Consider the following 17,574-nt stretch of genomic DNA (forward strand, 5'->3'; position numbering starts at 1 on the left):
CACCACGATAGGGGGAACAGGACATGGCCAGACTGGCTGCATTCGATATGGACGGTACGCTACTGATGCCTGACCATCGTCTGGGAGAAAAAACGCTTTCGACGCTAAAACGCCTGCGCGATCGCGACATCACCCTGACATTTGCTACCGGCCGTCATGCTCTGGAGATGCGCCACGTTATCGGCGAGTTCTCTCTGGATGCGTTTTTAATTACCGGCAACGGGACGCGCATTCACTCTCTGGAAGGTGAAGAGCTGTATCGTCGCGATCTGGCCCCTGATGTGGCGGAGGAGGTGCTGCATAGCGCCTGGGATACCGCGGCGAGTATGCATTTTTTCAACGACGGCGGCTGGTATACCGGGCAGGCGATCCCGGAATTACTGAAGGCGCACGTCTTTAGCGGTTTTCGCTATCAGCTATACGATCCAAAGCGAATGCCGGCGCATCAGGTCACCAAAATCTGCTTCTGCGGCGATCATGACGATCTGCGGCGGCTAAGGCTGCAACTAAGTGAAGCGCTCGGCGGCCGAGCGGATCTCTGTTTTTCAGCGATGGATTGTCTGGAAGTTTTGCCCGGGGGCTGTAACAAAGGCGCGGCGCTGGCGGTATTAAGCCAGCATCTGGGCCTGACGTTGCAGGATTGCATGGCGTTCGGCGACGCCATGAACGATCGGGAAATGCTAGGCAGCGTCGGGCACGGCGTGATCATGGGCAACGCGATGGATCAGCTGAAATTTGAACTTCCGCATCTACCGGTTATTGGCGACTGCCGTCATCAGGCCGTTTCCCATTTTTTGACTCATTGGCTGGATTATCCTGATCTTCCTTATTCCCCCGAATAAAGAGACCCTGCCAGCAAGCCGGATATCCTGTGATATCTGGCTTTTTTTATTTTGCCTGCAGCATTTGTGCAATTTGCGCCTGCCAGGGAGAGACGTCGCCGATATTGGCCGCCACCCACTGCGGGTTGTAGTAGCTTTCCAGATAACGTTCGCCGCTGTCGCACAGCAGCGTGACGATAGAGCCGGTGCGTCCCTCTTCGCGCATCCGTACGGCCAGCTGCAGTACGCCCCACATATTGGTGCCGGTTGAGGCGCCGACCTTGCGCCCAAGCAGCGTTTCCAGCCATAGCGCGGTGGCGACGCTGGCGGCATCCGGTACCCGCAGCATCTCATCGACCACGTCGGGAATAAACGATGGTTCGACGCGCGGCCGGCCAATGCCCTCAATTTTACTGCCGACCGGGCTGCGCAGGCTGGCGTCGCGGCTTTGCCAGTAGTCCAAAAACACGGAGTTTTGCGGATCAACCACCAGCAGCTGCGTATCGTAACCCTGACTGCGAATGTAGCGTCCGATAGTCGCAGAGGTACCGCCGGTGCCCGCGCTCATCACAATATACGACGGCTGCGGATGCGGCTCATGGCTCATCTGACGGAAGATACTGTCGGCGATATTATTATTCCCTCGCCAGTCGGTAGCCCGTTCGGCAAAGGTAAACTGATCCATATAATGACCGTTCAGCTCGCGCGCCAGCGTTTCGGAGGCGGCATAGATTTCACAGGCGCTGTCGACGAAATGGCAGCGACCGCCGTAAAACTCAATTTGTTCAATTTTACGCTTTGCCGTACAGGAAGGCATCACGGCGATAAACGGCAGGCCTAAGAGACGGGCGAAGTAAGCTTCAGAGACGGCAGTCGAACCGGAAGAGGATTCGATAATCGTCGTTCCTTCTTTAATCCAGCCGTTGCACAAGCCATACAGAAACAGCGAGCGGGCCAGGCGATGCTTCAGGCTACCGGTTGGATGGGTGCTTTCATCCTTCAGATAGAGTTGGATCCCAGGGAACGCTGGCAGCGCCAGACGTATAAGGTGCGTGTCGGCGGAACGCTGATAATCGGCATTAATTTCACTAATCGCGTGTTTTACCCAAGCGCTGTTCATCTCAAATTCCTGTTTGTCATTTTGTGCCCAGCTTAGCGGAAATCGAAGGAAAAATTGTTGCCATTTAGCCTTTCAATTACAATAAATGGAGTAAATTTTTCTCCTGAGGCGCCCAATGTTAGATAAAATTGATCGTAAGCTGCTTTCTTTACTGCAAACCGACTGCACCCTCTCTTTGCAGGCATTGGCCGATGCCGTTAATCTGACCACCACGCCCTGCTGGAAGCGGCTGAAGCGGCTGGAAGACGAAGGTATTCTTCGCGGGCGCGTCGCGCTGCTGGATGCGGAAAAGGTCGGGCTTGGGCTGACGGCGTTTGTACTGATTAAGACTCAGCACCACAGTAGCGACTGGTATTGCCGCTTTGTCAGCGAGGTCTCGCAGATGGCGGAAGTCCTCGGCTTCTGGCGTATGGCCGGCGAGTATGACTATCTGCTGCGGGTCCAGGTGGCGGATATGAAGAACTATGATGATTTTTATAAACGTCTGGTTAACAGCGTGCCGGGACTCTCGGATGTCACTTCGAGTTTTGCCATGGAACAGATAAAATACACCACAGCCTTGCCTATTGATTAACGGCATCAGCCGCTACGAATTACACACTCAGGATTTAACTGCTTGCGATTATTTGCCCAACTTAGCTGGTATTTCCGCCGGGAGTGGCGCCGTTACCTCGGCGCTATTGCTCTGCTGATTATTATTGCCATCCTGCAACTGGTGCCACCGAAAGTGGTGGGCATCGTGGTTGACGGCGTAACAAAACAACATTACACCGCGGAAAAGGTGTGGATGTGGATTGGCCTGCTGGTCGTTATTGCGGTGATGGTCTATCTGCTGCGCTACGTCTGGCGCGTGCTGTTGTTCGGCGCATCGTATCAGCTGGCCGTCGAGCTACGTGAGGATTTCTATCGCCAGCTCAGCCGCCAGCATCCGGCCTTTTACCTGCGCCACCGTACCGGCGATCTCATCGCTCGCGCAACCAACGACGTGGATCGGGTGGTGTTCGCCGCCGGTGAGGGGGTGCTGACGCTGGTGGATTCACTGGTGATGGGCTGCGCGGTGCTGATTGTGATGTCGACGCAAATCAGCTGGCAGCTCACTCTGCTGGCGCTGCTGCCAATGCCGCTGATGGCGCTGGCGATTAAGCGTAACGGCGATGCATTACACGAGCGTTTTCGCGTCGCTCAGGCGGCCTTCTCCAGCCTCAATGACCGCACCCAGGAGAGCCTGACCAGCATTCGCATGATCAAAGCTTTTGGTCTTGAAGACCGACAGTCGGCGCAGTTTGCTGCCGACGCTGCGGATACCGGGGCGAAAAATATGCGTGTGGCGCGCATTGATGCTCGCTTCGATCCGACGATTTATATCGCTATCGGGACCGCTAACCTGCTGGCTATCGGCGGCGGCAGCTGGATGGTGATCCAGGGCAGCCTGACCCTGGGTCAGCTCACCAGCTTTGTGATGTACCTCGGCCTGATGATCTGGCCAATGCTGGCTCTGGCATGGATGTTTAACATCGTGGAGCGCGGCAGCGCGGCCTACGCGCGCATTCGCACCATGCTGGAGGAGGCGCCGGTAGTGAACGACGGCAGCGAGCCGACGCCGGAAGGGCGCGGTACGCTTAGCGTCGCCGTGCGCGAGTTTATCTATCCGCAGGCGAACAAGGCCTCGCTGGAAAAAGTTAACTTTACGCTCCAGCCCGGGCAAATGCTGGGAATTTGCGGCCCAACCGGCTCCGGTAAGAGCACGATTCTGGCACTGATTCAGCGTCATTTTGACGTTACCGATGGCGATATCCGCTTTCATGACGTTCCCCTGACCCGACTGCAGCTGGATAGCTGGCGCGCCAGGCTGGCGGTAGTCAATCAGACGCCGTTCCTGTTCTCCGATACCGTCGCCAGCAATATTGCTCTCGGTAAACCGGACGCCACGCAGGAGCAAATCGAACGCGTTGCCCGGCTCGCCAGCGTGCATGAGGATATCCTGCGCCTGCCGCAGGGGTATAACACCGAAGTCGGCGAGCGCGGCGTTATGCTTTCCGGGGGGCAAAAACAGCGTATTTCCATCGCCCGCGCGCTGCTGCTGGAGGCGGAGATCCTGATCCTTGATGATGCGCTGTCGGCGGTGGATGGTCGAACGGAGCATCAGATATTGCACAACCTGCGCCAGTGGGGGGAGGGGCGGACGGTGATTATCAGCGCTCATCGCCTGTCGGCGTTGACCGAGGCCAGCGAAATTCTGGTGATGCAGCATGGGCATGTTGCCCAGCGCGGTCGTCATGAGGCGCTGGCGACGCAGCCGGGCTGGTATCGCGATATGTACCGTTATCAGCAGCTGGAAGCGGCGCTGGATGATGTTCCGCTGGAAGATGAGGAGGTCGCCGGTGCGTAGTTTTACTGAACTCTGGCCGACATTAAAGCGCCTGCTGGCCTACGGCTCTCCGTGGCGTAAACCGTTAACGATAGCGGTTGCTATCATGTGGGTCGCGGCGGTGGCGGAGGTGAGTGGCCCGCTGCTGATCAGCTACTTTATCGACAATATGGTGGCGAAGAACTCGCTGCCGTTGAAGCTGGTCTGCGGCCTGGCCGCAGCCTACATCGGCCTGCAACTCCTCGCCGCGGGTCTGCATTACTGCCAGGCGCTGCTGTTTAACCGCGCGGCGGTGGGCGTGGTGCAACAGCTACGCAGCGACGTCATGGACGCCGCCCTGCGTCAGCCGCTCAGCGAGTTTGATACCCAGCCGGTCGGGCAGCTCATCTCGCGGGTGACCAACGATACCGAAGTGATTCGCGATCTCTATGTGACCGTCGTGGCTACCGTCCTGCGTAGCGCAGCTTTGATTGGCGCGATGCTGGTGGCGATGTTCAGCCTTGACTGGCGAATGGCGCTGGTGGCTATCGCTATTTTCCCGGCAGTACTGATCGTGATGATGATTTATCAACGCTACAGTACGCCCATCGTCAGGCGGGTTCGCGCGTGGCTGGCGGATATCAACGACGGTTTTAATGAAGTGATTAACGGAATGGGCGTTATTCAGCAGTTCCGTCAGCAGGCGCGGTTCGGCGAACGGATGCGCGAGGCCAGCTACGCGCACTATCTGGCGCGTATGCAAACTCTGCGCCTTGATGGTTTCCTGCTGCGCCCGCTGCTGAGCCTGTTCTCTTCGTTAATTCTCTGCGGTCTGTTGATGCTGTTTGGTTTCAGCAGCAGCGGAACGATTGAGGTTGGGGTTCTGTACGCTTTTATTAGCTATCTTGGACGACTAAACGAGCCGCTGATCGAACTGACGACCCAGCAATCAATGCTGCAGCAGGCGGTCGTCGCGGGCGAGCGCGTTTTCGAGCTGATGGACAAACCGCGTCAGGCGTGGGGCGACGATAGCGAACCGCTGCGCAGCGGCTCGATTACTATCGAGCATCTCTCTTTTGCCTACCGCGACGATAGCCTGGTGTTGCAGGATATCAATCTCGACATACCGTCGCGCAGCTTTGTGGCGCTGGTCGGCCATACCGGGAGCGGTAAAAGCACCCTGGCCAGCCTGATGATGGGCTACTACCCGTTAACTCAGGGAGAGATTCGCATCGATGGTCGTCCGCTGTCGTCCTTAAGCCACAGCGCGCTGCGTCAGGGGATTGCGATGGTGCAGCAGGATCCGGTGGTGCTGGCTGACACCTTCTATGCCAACGTTACCCTCGGTCGCGACATCAGCGAAGAGCAGGTCTGGGAGGCGCTGGAGGCGGTACAGCTGGCGGAGCTGGCCCGTGAAATGGAAAACGGTATTTATACTAAGTTGGGCGAGCAGGGGAACAATCTCTCCGTTGGGCAGAAACAGCTGCTTGCGCTGGCGAGGGTGCTTGTCGATACGCCGCAGGTGCTGATACTTGATGAGGCGACGGCTAATATTGATTCTGGCACCGAGCAGGCGATTCAGCAGGCGCTTGTACGGGTGCGCGAGCATACGACGCTGGTGGTCATTGCGCACCGCTTATCGACTATCGTTGAGGCTGACACGATCCTGGTGCTGCATCGGGGTCAGGCCGTCGAGCGCGGCAATCATCAGCAGCTACTGGCGGCCAAAGGCCGCTACTGGCAGATGTATCAGCTGCAGCTGGCGGGCGAAGAACTGGCCGCCAGCTCGCAGGAAGAGTCGCTTATCGCCTGATGCACCATAAACAGGCAGCTTCTGCTTTGCGGTTTCCGGTGGTGCAAAAACGTCACAGTACGCGCACTGAAATGGTGCAATTTAAGGCTAAAGCGGCGTTTTGCCGCTTCGTTTCCGCCTGATTCTTCTTTTTCCTCCTCAAAAAGGGCCGCCTGGCGGCCCTTTTTCATTTCTGGCATAGCCCTTGCTTTATTAGATTCGTGTTAGCTGCGGCCATTACCGAATTCTGACTGGAGGGGACTTATGAAGCTGGTTACCGTGGTAATCAAACCATTCAAACTGGAAGACGTGCGTGAAGCATTATCTTCAATGGGGATTCAGGGCCTGACGGTCACTGAGGTTAAAGGGTTCGGCCGTCAGAAAGGCCACGCGGAGCTCTATCGCGGCGCCGAATATAGCGTCAATTTTCTGCCGAAAGTGAAGATTGACGTCGCGATTGCCGACGATCAGCTGGATGAAGTCGTCGATGTCATCAGTAAAGCGGCTTACACCGGAAAGATTGGCGACGGTAAAATTTTTGTCGCCGAGCTGCAGCGCGTCATTCGCATCCGTACCGGCGAATCTGACGAAGCGGCACTGTAACTTTCAGACCACACAGTGATGGGGAACGAAACAATGAAGATAGCAACAATGAAGACAGGTCTGGGAGCGCTGGCTCTTCTTCCGGGGCTGGCGATGGCCGCACCGGCGGTAGCGGATAAAGCCGACAACGCCTTTATGATGATTTGCACCGCGCTGGTGCTGTTTATGACCATTCCGGGCATCGCGCTGTTCTACGGCGGGCTAATCCGCGGTAAAAACGTTCTTTCCATGCTGACGCAGGTTATCGTCACCTTTGCACTGGTCTGCGTGCTGTGGGTGGTTTATGGCTACACGCTGGCTTTCGGTACCGGCGGCAGCTTCTTCGGCAACTTCGACTGGGTGCTGCTGAAGAATATTGAGCTGAAAGCGTTGATGGGCAGCTTCTATCAATACATCCACGTTGCCTTCCAGGGCTCGTTTGCCTGTATCACCGTCGGCCTGATCGTCGGCGCGCTGGCGGAACGTATTCGTTTCTCTGCGGTACTGATTTTTGTTGTGGTGTGGATGACGCTTTCTTATATCCCGATCGCCCATATGGTATGGGGCGGTGGTCTGCTGGCTACCCACGGCGCGCTTGATTTCGCCGGCGGAACGGTTGTACACATTAACGCCGCGGTTGCCGGGCTGGTGGGCGCTTATATGATGGGCAAACGCGTGGGCTTTGGTAAAGAAGCGTTCAAACCGCATAATCTGCCGATGGTATTCACCGGCACCGCTATCCTCTACGTTGGCTGGTTTGGCTTTAACGCGGGTTCAGCCAGCGCGGCGAACGAAATTGCCGGTCTGGCTTTCGTTAACACCGTGGTTGCCACAGCGGCGGCTATCCTGGCGTGGACCTTCGGCGAGTGGGCAACCCGCGGCAAGCCGTCTCTGCTGGGCGCCTGTTCAGGGGCGATTGCCGGTCTGGTCGGCATCACTCCGGCCTGTGGTTACATCGGCGTCGGCGGGTCTCTGATCGTTGGGATTGCCGCGGGTCTGGCGGGTCTGTGGGGTGTCACCGTACTGAAGCGCTGGCTGCGCGTTGATGACCCGTGCGATGTGTTTGGCGTCCACGGTGTCTGCGGTATCGTCGGATGCATCCTGACCGGTATCTTCGCCGCGACTTCTCTGGGCGGCGTCGGTTATGCGGAAGGCGTGACCATGGGCCACCAGGTTCTGGTACAGCTGGAAAGTATCGGTATCACCATCGTCTGGTCCGGCGTGGTCGCCTTTATTGGTTACAAAGTCGCCGATATGACCGTTGGCCTGCGCGTACCGGAAGATCAAGAGCGTGAAGGTCTGGACGTCAACAGCCACGGCGAAAACGCCTACAACGCATGATAAATTGGGTCATCTCCTGAAGCGACAAAGCCTCCCTCTCGGGAGGCTTTGTTTTTTTAGGCGTTGCGGTTACGCATGACGCCTTCCTGTACTGTCGACGCCACCAGCGTACCGTCCTGCGTATAGAACTCGCCGCGGACAAAACCGCGCGCGCTGGAGGCGGAGGTGCTTTCTACGCTGTAAAGCAACCAGTCGTTGATGTTGAACGGGCGATGGAACCACATTGAGTGATCGATGGTGGCCACCTGCATTCCCGGTTCCAGAAAACCGACGCCGTGCGGCTGCAGCGCAACGGGAAGGAAATTGAAGTCAGAAGCGTAGCCCAGTAGAGACTGATGGATGCGCAGATCTTCCGGTACAGCGCCGTTGGCGCGGATCCAGACCTGACGCGTCGGTTCTGCAACGTGACCTTTCAGCGGGTTGTGGAATTCAACCGGGCGAATCTCCAGCGGCTTATCGCAAAGAAATTTCTCTTTGACCTGCGGCGGCAGCAGATGGGCCAGCTTGCGGGCGATGTCCGTTTCAGAGGGCAGCGCATCCGGCGCGGGGGCTGCTGGCATGGTTTTCTGATGTTCGTAGCCGGGTTCTGGCGCCTGAAATGAGGCGGTCATGTAGAAAATCGGCTTCCCGTTCTGAATCGCCGCCACCCGGCGGGCGCTGAAGCTATTGCCGTCACGCAGGACTTCAACATCATAGATGATGGGTTTCTGGCTGTCGCCGGGACGCAGGAAGTAGCTGTGAAACGAATGGATCAGGCGTTCTGCGGGGACGGTCTCCTTTGCCGCATATAGTGCCTGACCGACCACCTGGCCGCCAAAGACCTGACGTAATCCCAGATCCTCGCTCTGCCCGCGGAACAATCCCTCTTCGATTTTTTCCAGATTTAACAATGCCAGCAGATTGGTTAATGCCTGACTCATAATTACCCTCAATCAATGATGACTGCCTTGCGCAGCGCGTTATTGAGGCAAAGTATAACCTGGAATCGTAAGTGGTCCGATGGGTGCAATAAACTGAATAGGGACGTTTTTTCCGACGTAAATCTCCCAGGCTGCGGGATTGTTAGTTATGGATGGTTGCAACTATTCATCGCCTGTTGGTTTCAGAACCCCGCGCGAGCTTTCGTGGCGGCCAACCCGTAAACGGGGAAGAGGCGCCATCTTCACTCTTGTGAGCCGAGGCTACGCGCCAGACGAGATGATTCATTTGCTTTTAGCTGCTTCCGGCAGGTGGTAATAACCCCTGTCTCCGGCCGACAGAGGATCCCCAGAAAGCGGCATTATGCTCACCGTATCACTTTTGCTGCCGGGACGTTGCAGGCAGTAATAATCTGAATATGGCGCTTTTCCGGGCGAAAATTGAGAACTGTGCCACACTTATTCATGGTGAAAATGTTTCGCCGCATTGCATTGCGGTCGAACATGCTCAAAGGGATGAAAGGAGAAAAGAATGAAATTTGCCTATATGTTAAGTGCTATAGCCGTAGCGGCTACGTTGTCTGCCTGTGCGAATAATCACAACAGCAATGCAGCGAACCAGGCGGCGCCCGATCCTTATGGCATTGCTTCACTAAGCTCCTCGCAGCAGCAGCCTAACGTATCCGGGACTATCAATATTCGCCAGCGCGTGGCGTTACCGCCGGACGCAGTATTGACCGTAACTCTGTCGGATGCGTCGCTGGCCGATGCGCCTGCGCACGTGCTGGCGCAAAAAGCGGTCAGGACCGAAGGGAAGCAGGCGCCGTTTAATTTTGTTCTGCCCTATAACCAGGCGCAAATCCAGCCTAATGCCCGCATTCTTCTCAGCGCGGCGATTACCGTTAACGGTCAGCTGATGTTCATTACCGATACCGTACAGACGGTGATTAACCAGGGCGGCAACCGTGCCGATCTGGTGCTGGTGCCGGTCCAACAAACGGCGGTACCGGTGGCGAACAACAACGTTCCGCCCGTGCAGTAACTCCACATCATGCCCCTTCTCAGGGGCATTTTTTTGTCTTCAATAAATCCAGCGGTAGTGCTGTAGATCAATATGCCCACTGCCTGACACCTGGACTCCCTCCGCTAATAGCGCCTGGCGTTGACGCTGCAGGTCCGGCCCGGTGAGAGAGATATCGCCGTGACGGTTGACCACCCTATGCCAGGGGAGAGTGGAACCTTCCGGCAGACGTTTTAATACCCCACCAACCTGACGCGCCGCGCGCGGTGAACCCGCCAACTGAGCAACGTCGCCGTAGGTCGCCACGCATCCTTCTGGTATTGAGGCGACAATTTGCCAGACGCGCTGCGGAAAAGTATCGTGAGAATCCATGGAAGGTCCTGTTGCTGGTAAAAGTTCAGAATAAGCGTTACATCATGGGCTGTACAGCGGGTGGATTAAGCCGGGTTGACTACGGTGAATTCCAGCGTCAGACCCAGCACCTGCATACCATGAACATTTTCATGCGGCGTATGGTTAGCAGGGCTTCAAGAAACTTCGGGCGTTCAGACTGGGCGTTAATCATCAGTTTGGCGCGCATGGCCGGGAGCTTAAGGGTTTATATCGGATACACCACGAGACCGCTGGCTTCGATGGGAAGTTTACGTAATTCAGCGTGCTGAAGGACGTCAACGGTTGAGTAAAGCAGCGCAACCGGGGGGACGGCCAGCAGCTGATTAGCGCTAATCGTGACAAAATCAATGAGCAGTCCCGGACGCAAAAAATGTAAACCGTGGAAGGGCACAGACACTTCAGGAATGGGCGGCATTGTCAGGGTGGTGATGAACGCGGTGATTCACTCATTCATATTCCGTTGAGATCGTGCCTTGATGATAAAAGGGGCGGTGAATAATCCACATTATGGCTGCCGGAAGGGGTTTTTGCTGAGAGTATGCTCGCAATCTCTTGAGGGGCGCGGGATCATTTATCGTGAAAAGCCTGTGGAGACGCGACTTTGCGCAATAAACCAGCACCCGATCGGCGGTGGCTTGCAATTCAAGGATTCAGCAGGGATAATGCGCCAGCGCGTTAGGTAACTAGCGCTCTCAATGGGGGCTCTGTTGGTTCTCCCGCAACGCTACTCTGTTTACCAGGTCAGGTCCGGAAGGAAGCAGCCAGAGCAGACGACGTGTGTGCCGGGATGTAGCTGGCAGGGCCCCCACCCATTTCAGCGTGTCCCTGGCGCGATTCGCACAAATCAGCTGCTTCATATCCCCTTCATGGTTAATATCCTTAATTAAAGTGTGAATTTATTTCGTTTCTAAAACTCCATTTTTTTATGCTAAAAATTCACTACGTCATAAATTTGAAATTTAAGTGAAATATTATTGTCATCTTAATGTCATATATCAGGTGCAGATTACTGATGGGAAACTGTTGTTAGATATAAGCCAAAAATATATCTCTGGATCAGCATGTTAAGTTCGTGTATTAGTTATATGATGATTGTATTTCACGGGAAGCGTGACTATGACTACTGTGGTTCTGAACGTCAAAATTGATAGTGAGTTAAAAGAAAAGCTGCGTCAGTATGCGGAAGAAAATAACGAAAATTTAGGAACAGCTACGGAGAAACTGCTGCTACTGGCCTTCCAGGTAGCGGAATCAGCAGACGAGGCGGGGGTTTCGGAAGAAGATATTGATAGCCAGCACACCGAAGAGGAAGCATCTCCATTAACCCCTAAAGAAATCAAAGCATTACGTAAACTCCTGAAGAAGAAAAAATGAAACAACAACTCTCTACAGCCAGCAACTATAGCGAAGCGTGCGCCATGCTGCGTTCCGGCTATGTGAAGCATGTACGCCTGAACTGGAATATCGGTAGTGATGAGTTCTTTCGCATTGCCTCCGACTGGTGTGATACGGGCGCAAAAATTAAAAAAGACGAAGACGGTTTTATTATTTCCCTTAAAGGTTTTCCGATTCCGCGACAGCATTAATGAAAATATTTCATTTTTGTCATCGGACTGACACGACACGAAGACAAACTTGAAGCGCAATTTTATAAAAACATCTCATATGCATCACGGATGATGGCTTTTGACGGGCTGGCTCCAGCCCGTCGATATTTTATTAAATAATTTTCCGTGGGCGGAAGCTCTCTTTCTGCTCCGTAAGACTATGCCATAACGGCTGCAATATATTAAAAGCGTGACGTAGTTCATCATCCGCAAGCGTAAACGGTAAGCGTAAATAGCGGTCAAAGGCGCCCGCCAGGCCAAATCGCGTTCCTGTTCCGATGTGAATTCCCCGGCTTTCCGCGCGAACGGAAAACAGCGTTGCCAGCATCCCGGGTAACTCAACCCAAAAAGAGAGTCCTCCTTCCGGCGGCGTGAAGCGCCAGTGGGGAAAATACTCCGCCATCAGCGCGCCGCACATATCCCGACGGGTTGCCAGCATGGCGCGCCGCGACGGCAACAGCATTTTCTCATTCTCCAGCAGCCAACAGCAGGCCAGCTGCTCCAGCAGCGGGGAGCCGAGATCGAGGGAGTCCCGCGCCTGAACCAGAGATGCAATGGTGCGCGAGGATGCGCGGATCCAACCTATGCGCAAACCGCCCCAGAAGCTTTTTCCCGCAGAGCCGATGGTTATCACCGGAGCATCAGGATTATAAGATGCTAAAGGCGGCGGCGGCGGGGCGTCGTACCATAGGTCGACCATCGTTTCATCTACTACCAATGTGGTGCGGGTTTGCGCGGCGATGTCTGCTACCCGCTGGCGCGTGGGGCTATCCATACAGCGACCGGTAGGGTTATGAAAGTCCGGCATCAGCCATGCCAGCCGCGGCGCCGTTTGGGCAATTGTCGCCGCTAAACCGTCGCAGTCCCATCCCTGCTGCGGTAACGCCACGCTGACCGGGCGGCATGATGCTCCCTGAATCGCGCTAATCGCCATAGGATAAGTCGGCGCATCCACCACCACCCGATCGCCGGGCCCGGTAAATAAGCGCAAAACCAATGCCAGGCCGCTAAGTGCCCCGTTAACAATCATTACTTCATCGCTTCGGGTTGGCAGGCCGCGTTCGCTATAGCGGTGGGCGATCGCTTCACGCAGAAGCGGCAGACCCTGCTGATCGTAACCGGTATTGGCTAAGTGCTGCGGCATGATTTTCAGGGCCTGGCTGAAAGCCTGATGAATTTCAGGCCCGGCGCTGAGCGCGGCGACGGCCAGATTGACCGACGGCGAGTCCGGTTTATTGGTCTTGATCTCAACCGTCCGCTCCGGCAAAGCGATCCGCGAACCGCTTCCCTGACGGCTGTAGAGATAGCCTTCTTCCCGTAGCTGTCCAAGCGCGCTGGCAACCGTAGTACGGCTGATATTCAGCGCCGCCGCCAGCTCCCGTTCACCGGGCAAACGGGTTTCCAGCGCAAGGCGGCCATCGAGAATCAGCAGGCGCAGCGCTTCCGCCAGCTGACGCCAGAGCGGTATGCGGGAACCGGATTCCTGCCAGTGACCGAGCAGGCGCACCAGCGATTGTGAACCAAAGCGACGAGATGACATAGCAATCCACTTTTTTAAAACTGGCCATTAATTATCAATCCATTTTTACTGATGATGAGGGGAATCGCAATTGTCCTGAGGTAGAAAATGGTACGTCGCTTGCTGCAACTTTATATTGGTCTGGTCCTGTACGGCGTGTCGACCGCGCTGTTTGTTCATGCCAATCTGGGGGCCGATCCGTGGGATGTTTTTCATCTGGGGATCGGCAACCAGTTCAATCTTGATTTCGGAACGGTGATGATTCTGACGGGCGCGGCGGTGCTGCTGCTGTGGATCCCGCTACGACAAATGCCGGGGCTGGGCACGGTAAGCAATGTGATTGTGCTGGGCCTGGCGGCAAACGCCACTCTGGCTATCCTGCCGCTGTTAGAATCGCTGGTGGCGCGTAGCCTGCTGTTGGCCGGGGCTATCGTACTGAATGCGCTGGCGACGGGAATGTATATTGGCGCAGGTTTCGGCCCCGGTCCGCGCGATGGGCTGATGACCGGACTGCATGCACGTACCGGATGGTCGCTGCGCGGCATTCGCACGGCGATTGAACTTTCCGTTCTGCTGATTGGCTGGATGATGGGCGGCAAATTTGGCGTGGGAACCGTACTCTATGCGATAACCATTGGGCCGTTGATTCAGCTCTGCCTGCCGTGGTTTCATCAGTCGGCTGCACGTAAGGCGCTGGCGAAACCGGGCGAGGCCATCTCCTGATATTAAGCTGCTATCCGCGCTGGAGACTAAACTTATCACTGCAGATACGGCCGGATTGTCCGGCGGTACTGTTCACTTCGGAGAGCATACTCATGAAGTACGTTGATGGTTTTGTTGTTGCCGTACCGGCAGAAAATAAGGAGGCATACCGCGCGATGGCGGCAAAGGCGCTGCCGCTATTTAAAGAGTTTGGCGCCCTACGCGTGGTCGAGTGCTGGGCGGATGATGTCCCGGATGGCAAGCTGACCGATTTTCGTCTGGCGGTAAAAGCTGAAGATAATGAAGAGGTGGTATTCAGCTGGATTGAATACCCCTCTAAAGAGGCGCGCGATGCCGCCAACGCTAAAATGATGGCTGACCCGCGGATGAAAGAGTTTGGCGAAAATATGCCATTTGATGGAAAACGAATGATATACGGCGGGTTTTCCCCGCTCCTCGATGAGTAATTCATCTTTGCCATCCCCATAGTCGGTGGGGATGGCGATAGAAGCCCTACAGATTACGCCAGCCGTGCAGCAGCATATAGCAACCCACCACAATAATCAGCGCACCGGAAATCCACGGTGCTTTCCGTGAGAGATCGTTTAGTCCCGGCCAGCGGTTGGCGACGTGCTTGAGGCTCAGGGCGGCAATTGCGCCTGAAGCCACTAAGGTGAGCGCCAGCCCAACGCTAAAACTCAGCACCAGCGTGGCTCCCAGCGAAACCTTTTTTAACTGGAGGCAAATAAGCAATACGGTAATTGACGCCGGGCAGGGGATTAGCCCGCCCGTCAGCCCAAACAAAACGATCTGTCCGGTGGTGACCCGCTGTCCGTTAAAGCGGCGGTTGATCTCCTCCGCATGCGCGCGCTGATGGGCGTCCTGCCACTCTGCGGTGGCCACCAGCGGATACGCGTGAGGATGGTGTTGATGCGGATGATGGTGTGCATGATGGTGGTCGTGGTCGTGGTCGTGGTCGTGGTCGTGGTCGTGGTCGTGGTTATGGTTATGGTCACGATCGCGTTGGTGTGTACGAGATTCGAGCCAGGTACGCCGCAGCATCCAGCAGGCAATCAGCACAATAAGGATCCCTGAGATCAGCTGAAACCAGGGTTCTGACGTTTGCGCATCCCAACCGCGGCCAAACCACAGGCCTGCCATCGCCACCAGCCAGACCACGGCCGTATGCGATACCGTCGCCGCTAGCCCCAGTAGTACAGCCTGCTTCAACGTTCCGCGCACTGCCACAATAAATGCCGCCATCATGGTTTTCGAGTGTCCGGGCTCCAGACCGTGCAGCGCGCCGAGCAGGATCGCGCTGGGAATGAATAGCCAGGCATTCCCCTGTTGCAGCAGTGAAGTGAAATCGTTCATAACGTGGTCCCTTGCCAAAAGTGATCTCATGCTACTCCCCCCTAGTATATAAATACTACCCCCTGGTAGAAAAATACTCCCGGGGAGTAGAGCATGGTATGCTGGCCTTGTTACATACGGGGGTCGTTAATGGAAACGATCGAGTCATCAAAGAGTGGAGCGCGTAATGTCACATACTGTTCGTCACAAGAAGATGTTATTGACACGACTGAAGAAAATTCAGGGGCAGAGCGCTGCGCTGGAAAAAATGCTCAACCGCGAACATGAATGCGCAGAGGTTCTCCAGCAGCTGGCCGCCATTCGCGGTGCGGTAAACGGCATGATGATGCAGGTTATCCAGGGGCATTTAACGGATCATGTCGTCAAAGAGCCGGAAGAAGGCCAGCGTGAAGCTGACCTTGAAGTGGTCATGCAGGTGATTAAATCTTATCTGAAATAGGCTCAGAAGGTATTTTCCGCAGGCGGCGTTGAATACGCTTTCAGGTTGTTTTCAGCCCAGAGGATAAATTTCTCCTTTGGCAGCGCTTTGCTATAAAGCCAACCCTGGGCGTACTGCACGCCGTGAACGCGCAGCCAGTCGCGCTGGCTTTCGGTTTCGACGCCTTCGGCAACGGTCGCCAGATTAAGCGCTTTCGCCATTTCAATAATATGCGGCGTCAGCGGTTTGTACTCCAGCGTATCGACAAACGATTTATCGATTTTCAGAGTGTCGACGTCCAGTTTTTGTAAATAGCTCAGGCTGGAGTAGCCGGTGCCGAAGTCATCAATAGATATACGGTGTCCGGCCTGACGATAGCCGGCGATGACGGGCAGAGTGGTTTGCGGGTCAACGAAGCCGCGCTCGGTAATTTCAAGGATGATCTGCTGAGCGCTGATACCCCAGTGCTGGAGCTGCTCCTGCAGGAGTATCGGCAGCGTTGGCGAACGCAAATCATCGACAGATAAATTGATCGAAATATGCACTTCCGGGCGCTGGCGCAGCCAGGTTCCGAGATCGGCGAAAATTTTCCGCACGATATCTTCGGTTAACCGGGTTATCAGCCGGGTCTGTTCGGCAAGCGGGATAAAAATATCCGGCGATAAATAACTACCGTCAGGCTGCCTCCAGCGGGCAAGTGCTTCCGCGCCGGCGATTTTGCCAGTCTGTAGCGAAATAATAGGCTGATAATAGACCTGTATAGCATTGGAGTTCAGCGCGTCCAGCATCCCGTAACGCGGAGAGCGCAGCCTTCGCAGCAGGCGAAGAAGCAGGAATGAGGCCAGAAGGCTGGTGCATAAACCAATCGGCAACCACAGCATTAGCTGTTGATGTAATTTTTGCTGGAGCGGTAATGTTGATGACCAGGCCGCGATCGCCAGCCCTAGTTCAGGGATGCGGCGGAGGCGATAAACGGTGCTATCAAGCGTCAATGTTTCGACATCCAGACGCTTGATGTGCTCCCAGGCGGCGGCGTCGAGCGGTTTACTGCTGATGATAATTTGATCGCGCTTCGTGCCAAACAAGAGTGTGTGAATCTCTTCCTGGCCTGACGGAATCACATCAATAAATGAAACCGGATCGATCATCACCACATGATGTTCGCTGCCCATTGCCGTCATTTTATGCTGTAGCCCGAGATCGCTAACCGAGGTGAGCCAGGTACGATAGCCGTCGGCAGTAATATGGTCGGGAGCAGGAAACGTTACTGATACCCGATGATCTTCAAGAGAAGAGCATTGCGGAATACCTCCATGTAACCACAACACTTCCTGCACGTAGCGGTGGGTGTAGGCAATCCGCCGCATATTAAGCAGATGCTGCGGACTGCAGGTCGCGGCGGTATCGGCATCCGCTTCGTTCAGCGCCTCTCTTGCCTGATCGGCTACCTGCTGAACGCGAGCCAGTACCCGAACGGAAAAGTTGTCCAGTCCGGTATAAAACTGCGCTTTGGCCTGCTGCATTGCCAACCAAATACTCAGCGCCACCGGCAAAATAATGGCCAGTATCAGTACCCCTGTAACCAGGCTCACCTGATGCCGGGTCGTCATGAGCATTTCC

At 55.4% G+C, this 17,574-nt stretch carries 18 protein-coding genes, 1 other RNA gene and 1 pseudogene; 13 read left to right on the plus strand and 7 right to left on the minus strand.

Going from position 1 to position 17,574, the window contains the following annotated elements; translation table 11 throughout:
• Positions 1 to 23 precede the first annotated feature (23 nt).
• A complete protein-coding gene (gene cof, locus IAE27_RS00915; protein WP_070557198.1) occupies positions 24 to 842 on the plus strand; it encodes an HMP-PP phosphatase in 819 nt (272 codons plus the stop codon).
• 46 nt (positions 843 to 888) lie between these two features.
• On the opposite strand, the gene IAE27_RS00920 is transcribed toward cof, so the two are convergent.
• Positions 889 to 1,941 (minus strand): PLP-dependent cysteine synthase family protein, encoded by a 1,053-nt coding sequence (locus IAE27_RS00920; RefSeq protein ID WP_004099565.1) that lies wholly within the window; start codon positions 1,939 to 1,941, stop codon positions 889 to 891.
• A gap of 115 nt (positions 1,942 to 2,056) precedes the next feature.
• On the opposite strand from IAE27_RS00920, the gene IAE27_RS00925 reads away from it, so the two are divergent.
• The 5 genes from IAE27_RS00925 (at position 2,057) to amtB (ending at position 8,003) form a co-directional block, all read left to right on the plus strand.
• The gene (locus IAE27_RS00925; protein WP_004099567.1) at positions 2,057 to 2,515 is read left to right on the plus strand and encodes an Lrp/AsnC family transcriptional regulator; all 459 of its coding nucleotides are present in this window, start codon (positions 2,057 to 2,059) and stop codon (positions 2,513 to 2,515) included.
• 42 nt (positions 2,516 to 2,557) lie between these two features.
• The gene (locus IAE27_RS00930) at positions 2,558 to 4,330 is read left to right on the plus strand and encodes a SmdA family multidrug ABC transporter permease/ATP-binding protein (RefSeq protein ID WP_017146492.1); all 1,773 of its coding nucleotides are present in this window, start codon (positions 2,558 to 2,560) and stop codon (positions 4,328 to 4,330) included.
• Complete coding sequence (locus IAE27_RS00935) at positions 4,323 to 6,101, plus strand: SmdB family multidrug efflux ABC transporter permease/ATP-binding protein (protein WP_154022366.1); 1,779 nt, start codon at positions 4,323 to 4,325, stop codon at positions 6,099 to 6,101. Before IAE27_RS00930 ends, IAE27_RS00935 begins: the two co-directional genes overlap by 8 nt.
• A 243-nt stretch (positions 6,102 to 6,344) precedes the next feature.
• Entirely contained in the window at positions 6,345 to 6,683 is a 339-nt protein-coding gene (gene glnK / locus IAE27_RS00940; protein ID WP_004099573.1) for a P-II family nitrogen regulator, read from the plus strand.
• A gap of 33 nt (positions 6,684 to 6,716) precedes the next feature.
• Positions 6,717 to 8,003, plus strand: a complete 1,287-nt coding sequence (gene amtB / locus IAE27_RS00945) for an ammonium transporter AmtB (RefSeq protein WP_004099575.1) — start codon at positions 6,717 to 6,719, stop codon at positions 8,001 to 8,003.
• A gap of 56 nt (positions 8,004 to 8,059) precedes the next feature.
• Here the strand turns inward: amtB and tesB are convergent, their stop codons facing one another.
• Positions 8,060 to 8,923 (minus strand): acyl-CoA thioesterase II, encoded by an 864-nt coding sequence (gene tesB / locus IAE27_RS00950; protein WP_004111029.1) that lies wholly within the window; start codon positions 8,921 to 8,923, stop codon positions 8,060 to 8,062.
• Between the two features lie 529 nt (positions 8,924 to 9,452).
• On the opposite strand from tesB, the gene IAE27_RS00955 reads away from it, so the two are divergent.
• Positions 9,453 to 9,962 (plus strand): YbaY family lipoprotein, encoded by a 510-nt coding sequence (locus tag IAE27_RS00955; RefSeq protein WP_004099583.1) that lies wholly within the window; start codon positions 9,453 to 9,455, stop codon positions 9,960 to 9,962.
• A gap of 39 nt (positions 9,963 to 10,001) precedes the next feature.
• On the opposite strand, the gene IAE27_RS00960 is transcribed toward IAE27_RS00955, so the two are convergent.
• Entirely contained in the window at positions 10,002 to 10,313 is a 312-nt protein-coding gene (locus tag IAE27_RS00960; RefSeq protein ID WP_004099584.1) for an MGMT family protein, read from the minus strand.
• A 65-nt stretch (positions 10,314 to 10,378) separates the two neighbouring features.
• A pseudogene (locus IAE27_RS00965) lies at positions 10,379 to 10,784 on the minus strand (dTDP-glucose pyrophosphorylase).
• Positions 10,785 to 11,039: 255 nt separating this feature from the next.
• On the opposite strand from IAE27_RS00965, the gene ffs reads away from it, so the two are divergent.
• From ffs to IAE27_RS00980, 3 genes are all read left to right on the plus strand, one after another.
• Positions 11,040 to 11,136: signal recognition particle sRNA small type (ffs, locus tag IAE27_RS00970), an RNA gene on the plus strand.
• 314 nt (positions 11,137 to 11,450) lie between these two features.
• Positions 11,451 to 11,708, plus strand: a complete 258-nt coding sequence (locus IAE27_RS00975; RefSeq protein WP_004099591.1) for a hypothetical protein — start codon at positions 11,451 to 11,453, stop codon at positions 11,706 to 11,708.
• Positions 11,705 to 11,920 carry a hypothetical protein gene (locus tag IAE27_RS00980; protein ID WP_004099598.1) on the plus strand — a complete coding sequence of 72 codons (216 nt, stop codon included), beginning with the start codon at positions 11,705 to 11,707 and terminating at the stop codon, positions 11,918 to 11,920. Before IAE27_RS00975 ends, IAE27_RS00980 begins: the two co-directional genes overlap by 4 nt.
• 133 nt (positions 11,921 to 12,053) lie before the next feature.
• Here the strand turns inward: IAE27_RS00980 and IAE27_RS00985 are convergent, their stop codons facing one another.
• Positions 12,054 to 13,481, minus strand: a complete 1,428-nt coding sequence (locus tag IAE27_RS00985) for a PLP-dependent aminotransferase family protein (RefSeq protein ID WP_070557199.1) — start codon at positions 13,479 to 13,481, stop codon at positions 12,054 to 12,056.
• An 87-nt stretch (positions 13,482 to 13,568) separates the two neighbouring features.
• On the opposite strand from IAE27_RS00985, the gene IAE27_RS00990 reads away from it, so the two are divergent.
• Positions 13,569 to 14,183, plus strand: a complete 615-nt coding sequence (locus IAE27_RS00990; protein WP_142475291.1) for a YczE/YyaS/YitT family protein — start codon at positions 13,569 to 13,571, stop codon at positions 14,181 to 14,183.
• 92 nt (positions 14,184 to 14,275) lie between these two features.
• A complete protein-coding gene (locus tag IAE27_RS00995) occupies positions 14,276 to 14,629 on the plus strand; it encodes a DUF1428 domain-containing protein (protein WP_049129115.1) in 354 nt (117 codons plus the stop codon).
• Positions 14,630 to 14,675: 46 nt separating this feature from the next.
• Here IAE27_RS00995 and IAE27_RS01000 read toward each other — a convergent pair whose 3' ends face one another.
• Positions 14,676 to 15,536 carry a nickel/cobalt efflux protein RcnA gene (locus IAE27_RS01000; protein ID WP_200091524.1) on the minus strand — a complete coding sequence of 287 codons (861 nt, stop codon included), beginning with the start codon at positions 15,534 to 15,536 and terminating at the stop codon, positions 14,676 to 14,678.
• A 166-nt stretch (positions 15,537 to 15,702) separates the two neighbouring features.
• On the opposite strand from IAE27_RS01000, the gene IAE27_RS01005 reads away from it, so the two are divergent.
• Positions 15,703 to 15,975 carry a metal/formaldehyde-sensitive transcriptional repressor gene (locus IAE27_RS01005; RefSeq protein ID WP_004099606.1) on the plus strand — a complete coding sequence of 91 codons (273 nt, stop codon included), beginning with the start codon at positions 15,703 to 15,705 and terminating at the stop codon, positions 15,973 to 15,975.
• A gap of 2 nt (positions 15,976 to 15,977) precedes the next feature.
• Here IAE27_RS01005 and IAE27_RS01010 read toward each other — a convergent pair whose 3' ends face one another.
• Complete coding sequence (locus IAE27_RS01010; RefSeq protein ID WP_135800032.1) at positions 15,978 to 17,564, minus strand: EAL domain-containing protein; 1,587 nt, start codon at positions 17,562 to 17,564, stop codon at positions 15,978 to 15,980.
• Positions 17,565 to 17,574 lie beyond the last annotated feature (10 nt).

Source organism: Klebsiella sp. S69 (assembly GCF_016516145.1).
Classification (GTDB): domain Bacteria; phylum Pseudomonadota; class Gammaproteobacteria; order Enterobacterales; family Enterobacteriaceae; genus Klebsiella; species Klebsiella oxytoca.

Coding starts and splice junctions, on each gene's coding strand:
- cof (WP_070557198.1), top strand. CDS start 24: ATGGCCAGACTGGCTGCATTCGATATGGACGGTACGCTACTGATGCCT.
- IAE27_RS00920 (WP_004099565.1), bottom strand. CDS start 1,941: ATGAACAGCGCTTGGGTAAAACACGCGATTAGTGAAATTAATGCCGAT.
- IAE27_RS00925 (WP_004099567.1), top strand. CDS start 2,057: ATGTTAGATAAAATTGATCGTAAGCTGCTTTCTTTACTGCAAACCGAC.
- glnK (WP_004099573.1), top strand. CDS start 6,345: ATGAAGCTGGTTACCGTGGTAATCAAACCATTCAAACTGGAAGACGTG.
- amtB (WP_004099575.1), top strand. CDS start 6,717: ATGAAGATAGCAACAATGAAGACAGGTCTGGGAGCGCTGGCTCTTCTT.
- tesB (WP_004111029.1), bottom strand. CDS start 8,923: ATGAGTCAGGCATTAACCAATCTGCTGGCATTGTTAAATCTGGAAAAA.
- IAE27_RS00955 (WP_004099583.1), top strand. CDS start 9,453: ATGAAATTTGCCTATATGTTAAGTGCTATAGCCGTAGCGGCTACGTTG.
- IAE27_RS00960 (WP_004099584.1), bottom strand. CDS start 10,313: ATGGATTCTCACGATACTTTTCCGCAGCGCGTCTGGCAAATTGTCGCC.
- IAE27_RS00975 (WP_004099591.1), top strand. CDS start 11,451: ATGACTACTGTGGTTCTGAACGTCAAAATTGATAGTGAGTTAAAAGAA.
- IAE27_RS00980 (WP_004099598.1), top strand. CDS start 11,705: ATGAAACAACAACTCTCTACAGCCAGCAACTATAGCGAAGCGTGCGCC.
- IAE27_RS00985 (WP_070557199.1), bottom strand. CDS start 13,481: ATGTCATCTCGTCGCTTTGGTTCACAATCGCTGGTGCGCCTGCTCGGT.
- IAE27_RS00990 (WP_142475291.1), top strand. CDS start 13,569: ATGGTACGTCGCTTGCTGCAACTTTATATTGGTCTGGTCCTGTACGGC.
- IAE27_RS00995 (WP_049129115.1), top strand. CDS start 14,276: ATGAAGTACGTTGATGGTTTTGTTGTTGCCGTACCGGCAGAAAATAAG.
- IAE27_RS01000 (WP_200091524.1), bottom strand. CDS start 15,536: ATGAACGATTTCACTTCACTGCTGCAACAGGGGAATGCCTGGCTATTC.
- IAE27_RS01005 (WP_004099606.1), top strand. CDS start 15,703: ATGTCACATACTGTTCGTCACAAGAAGATGTTATTGACACGACTGAAG.
- IAE27_RS01010 (WP_135800032.1), bottom strand. CDS start 17,564: ATGACGACCCGGCATCAGGTGAGCCTGGTTACAGGGGTACTGATACTG.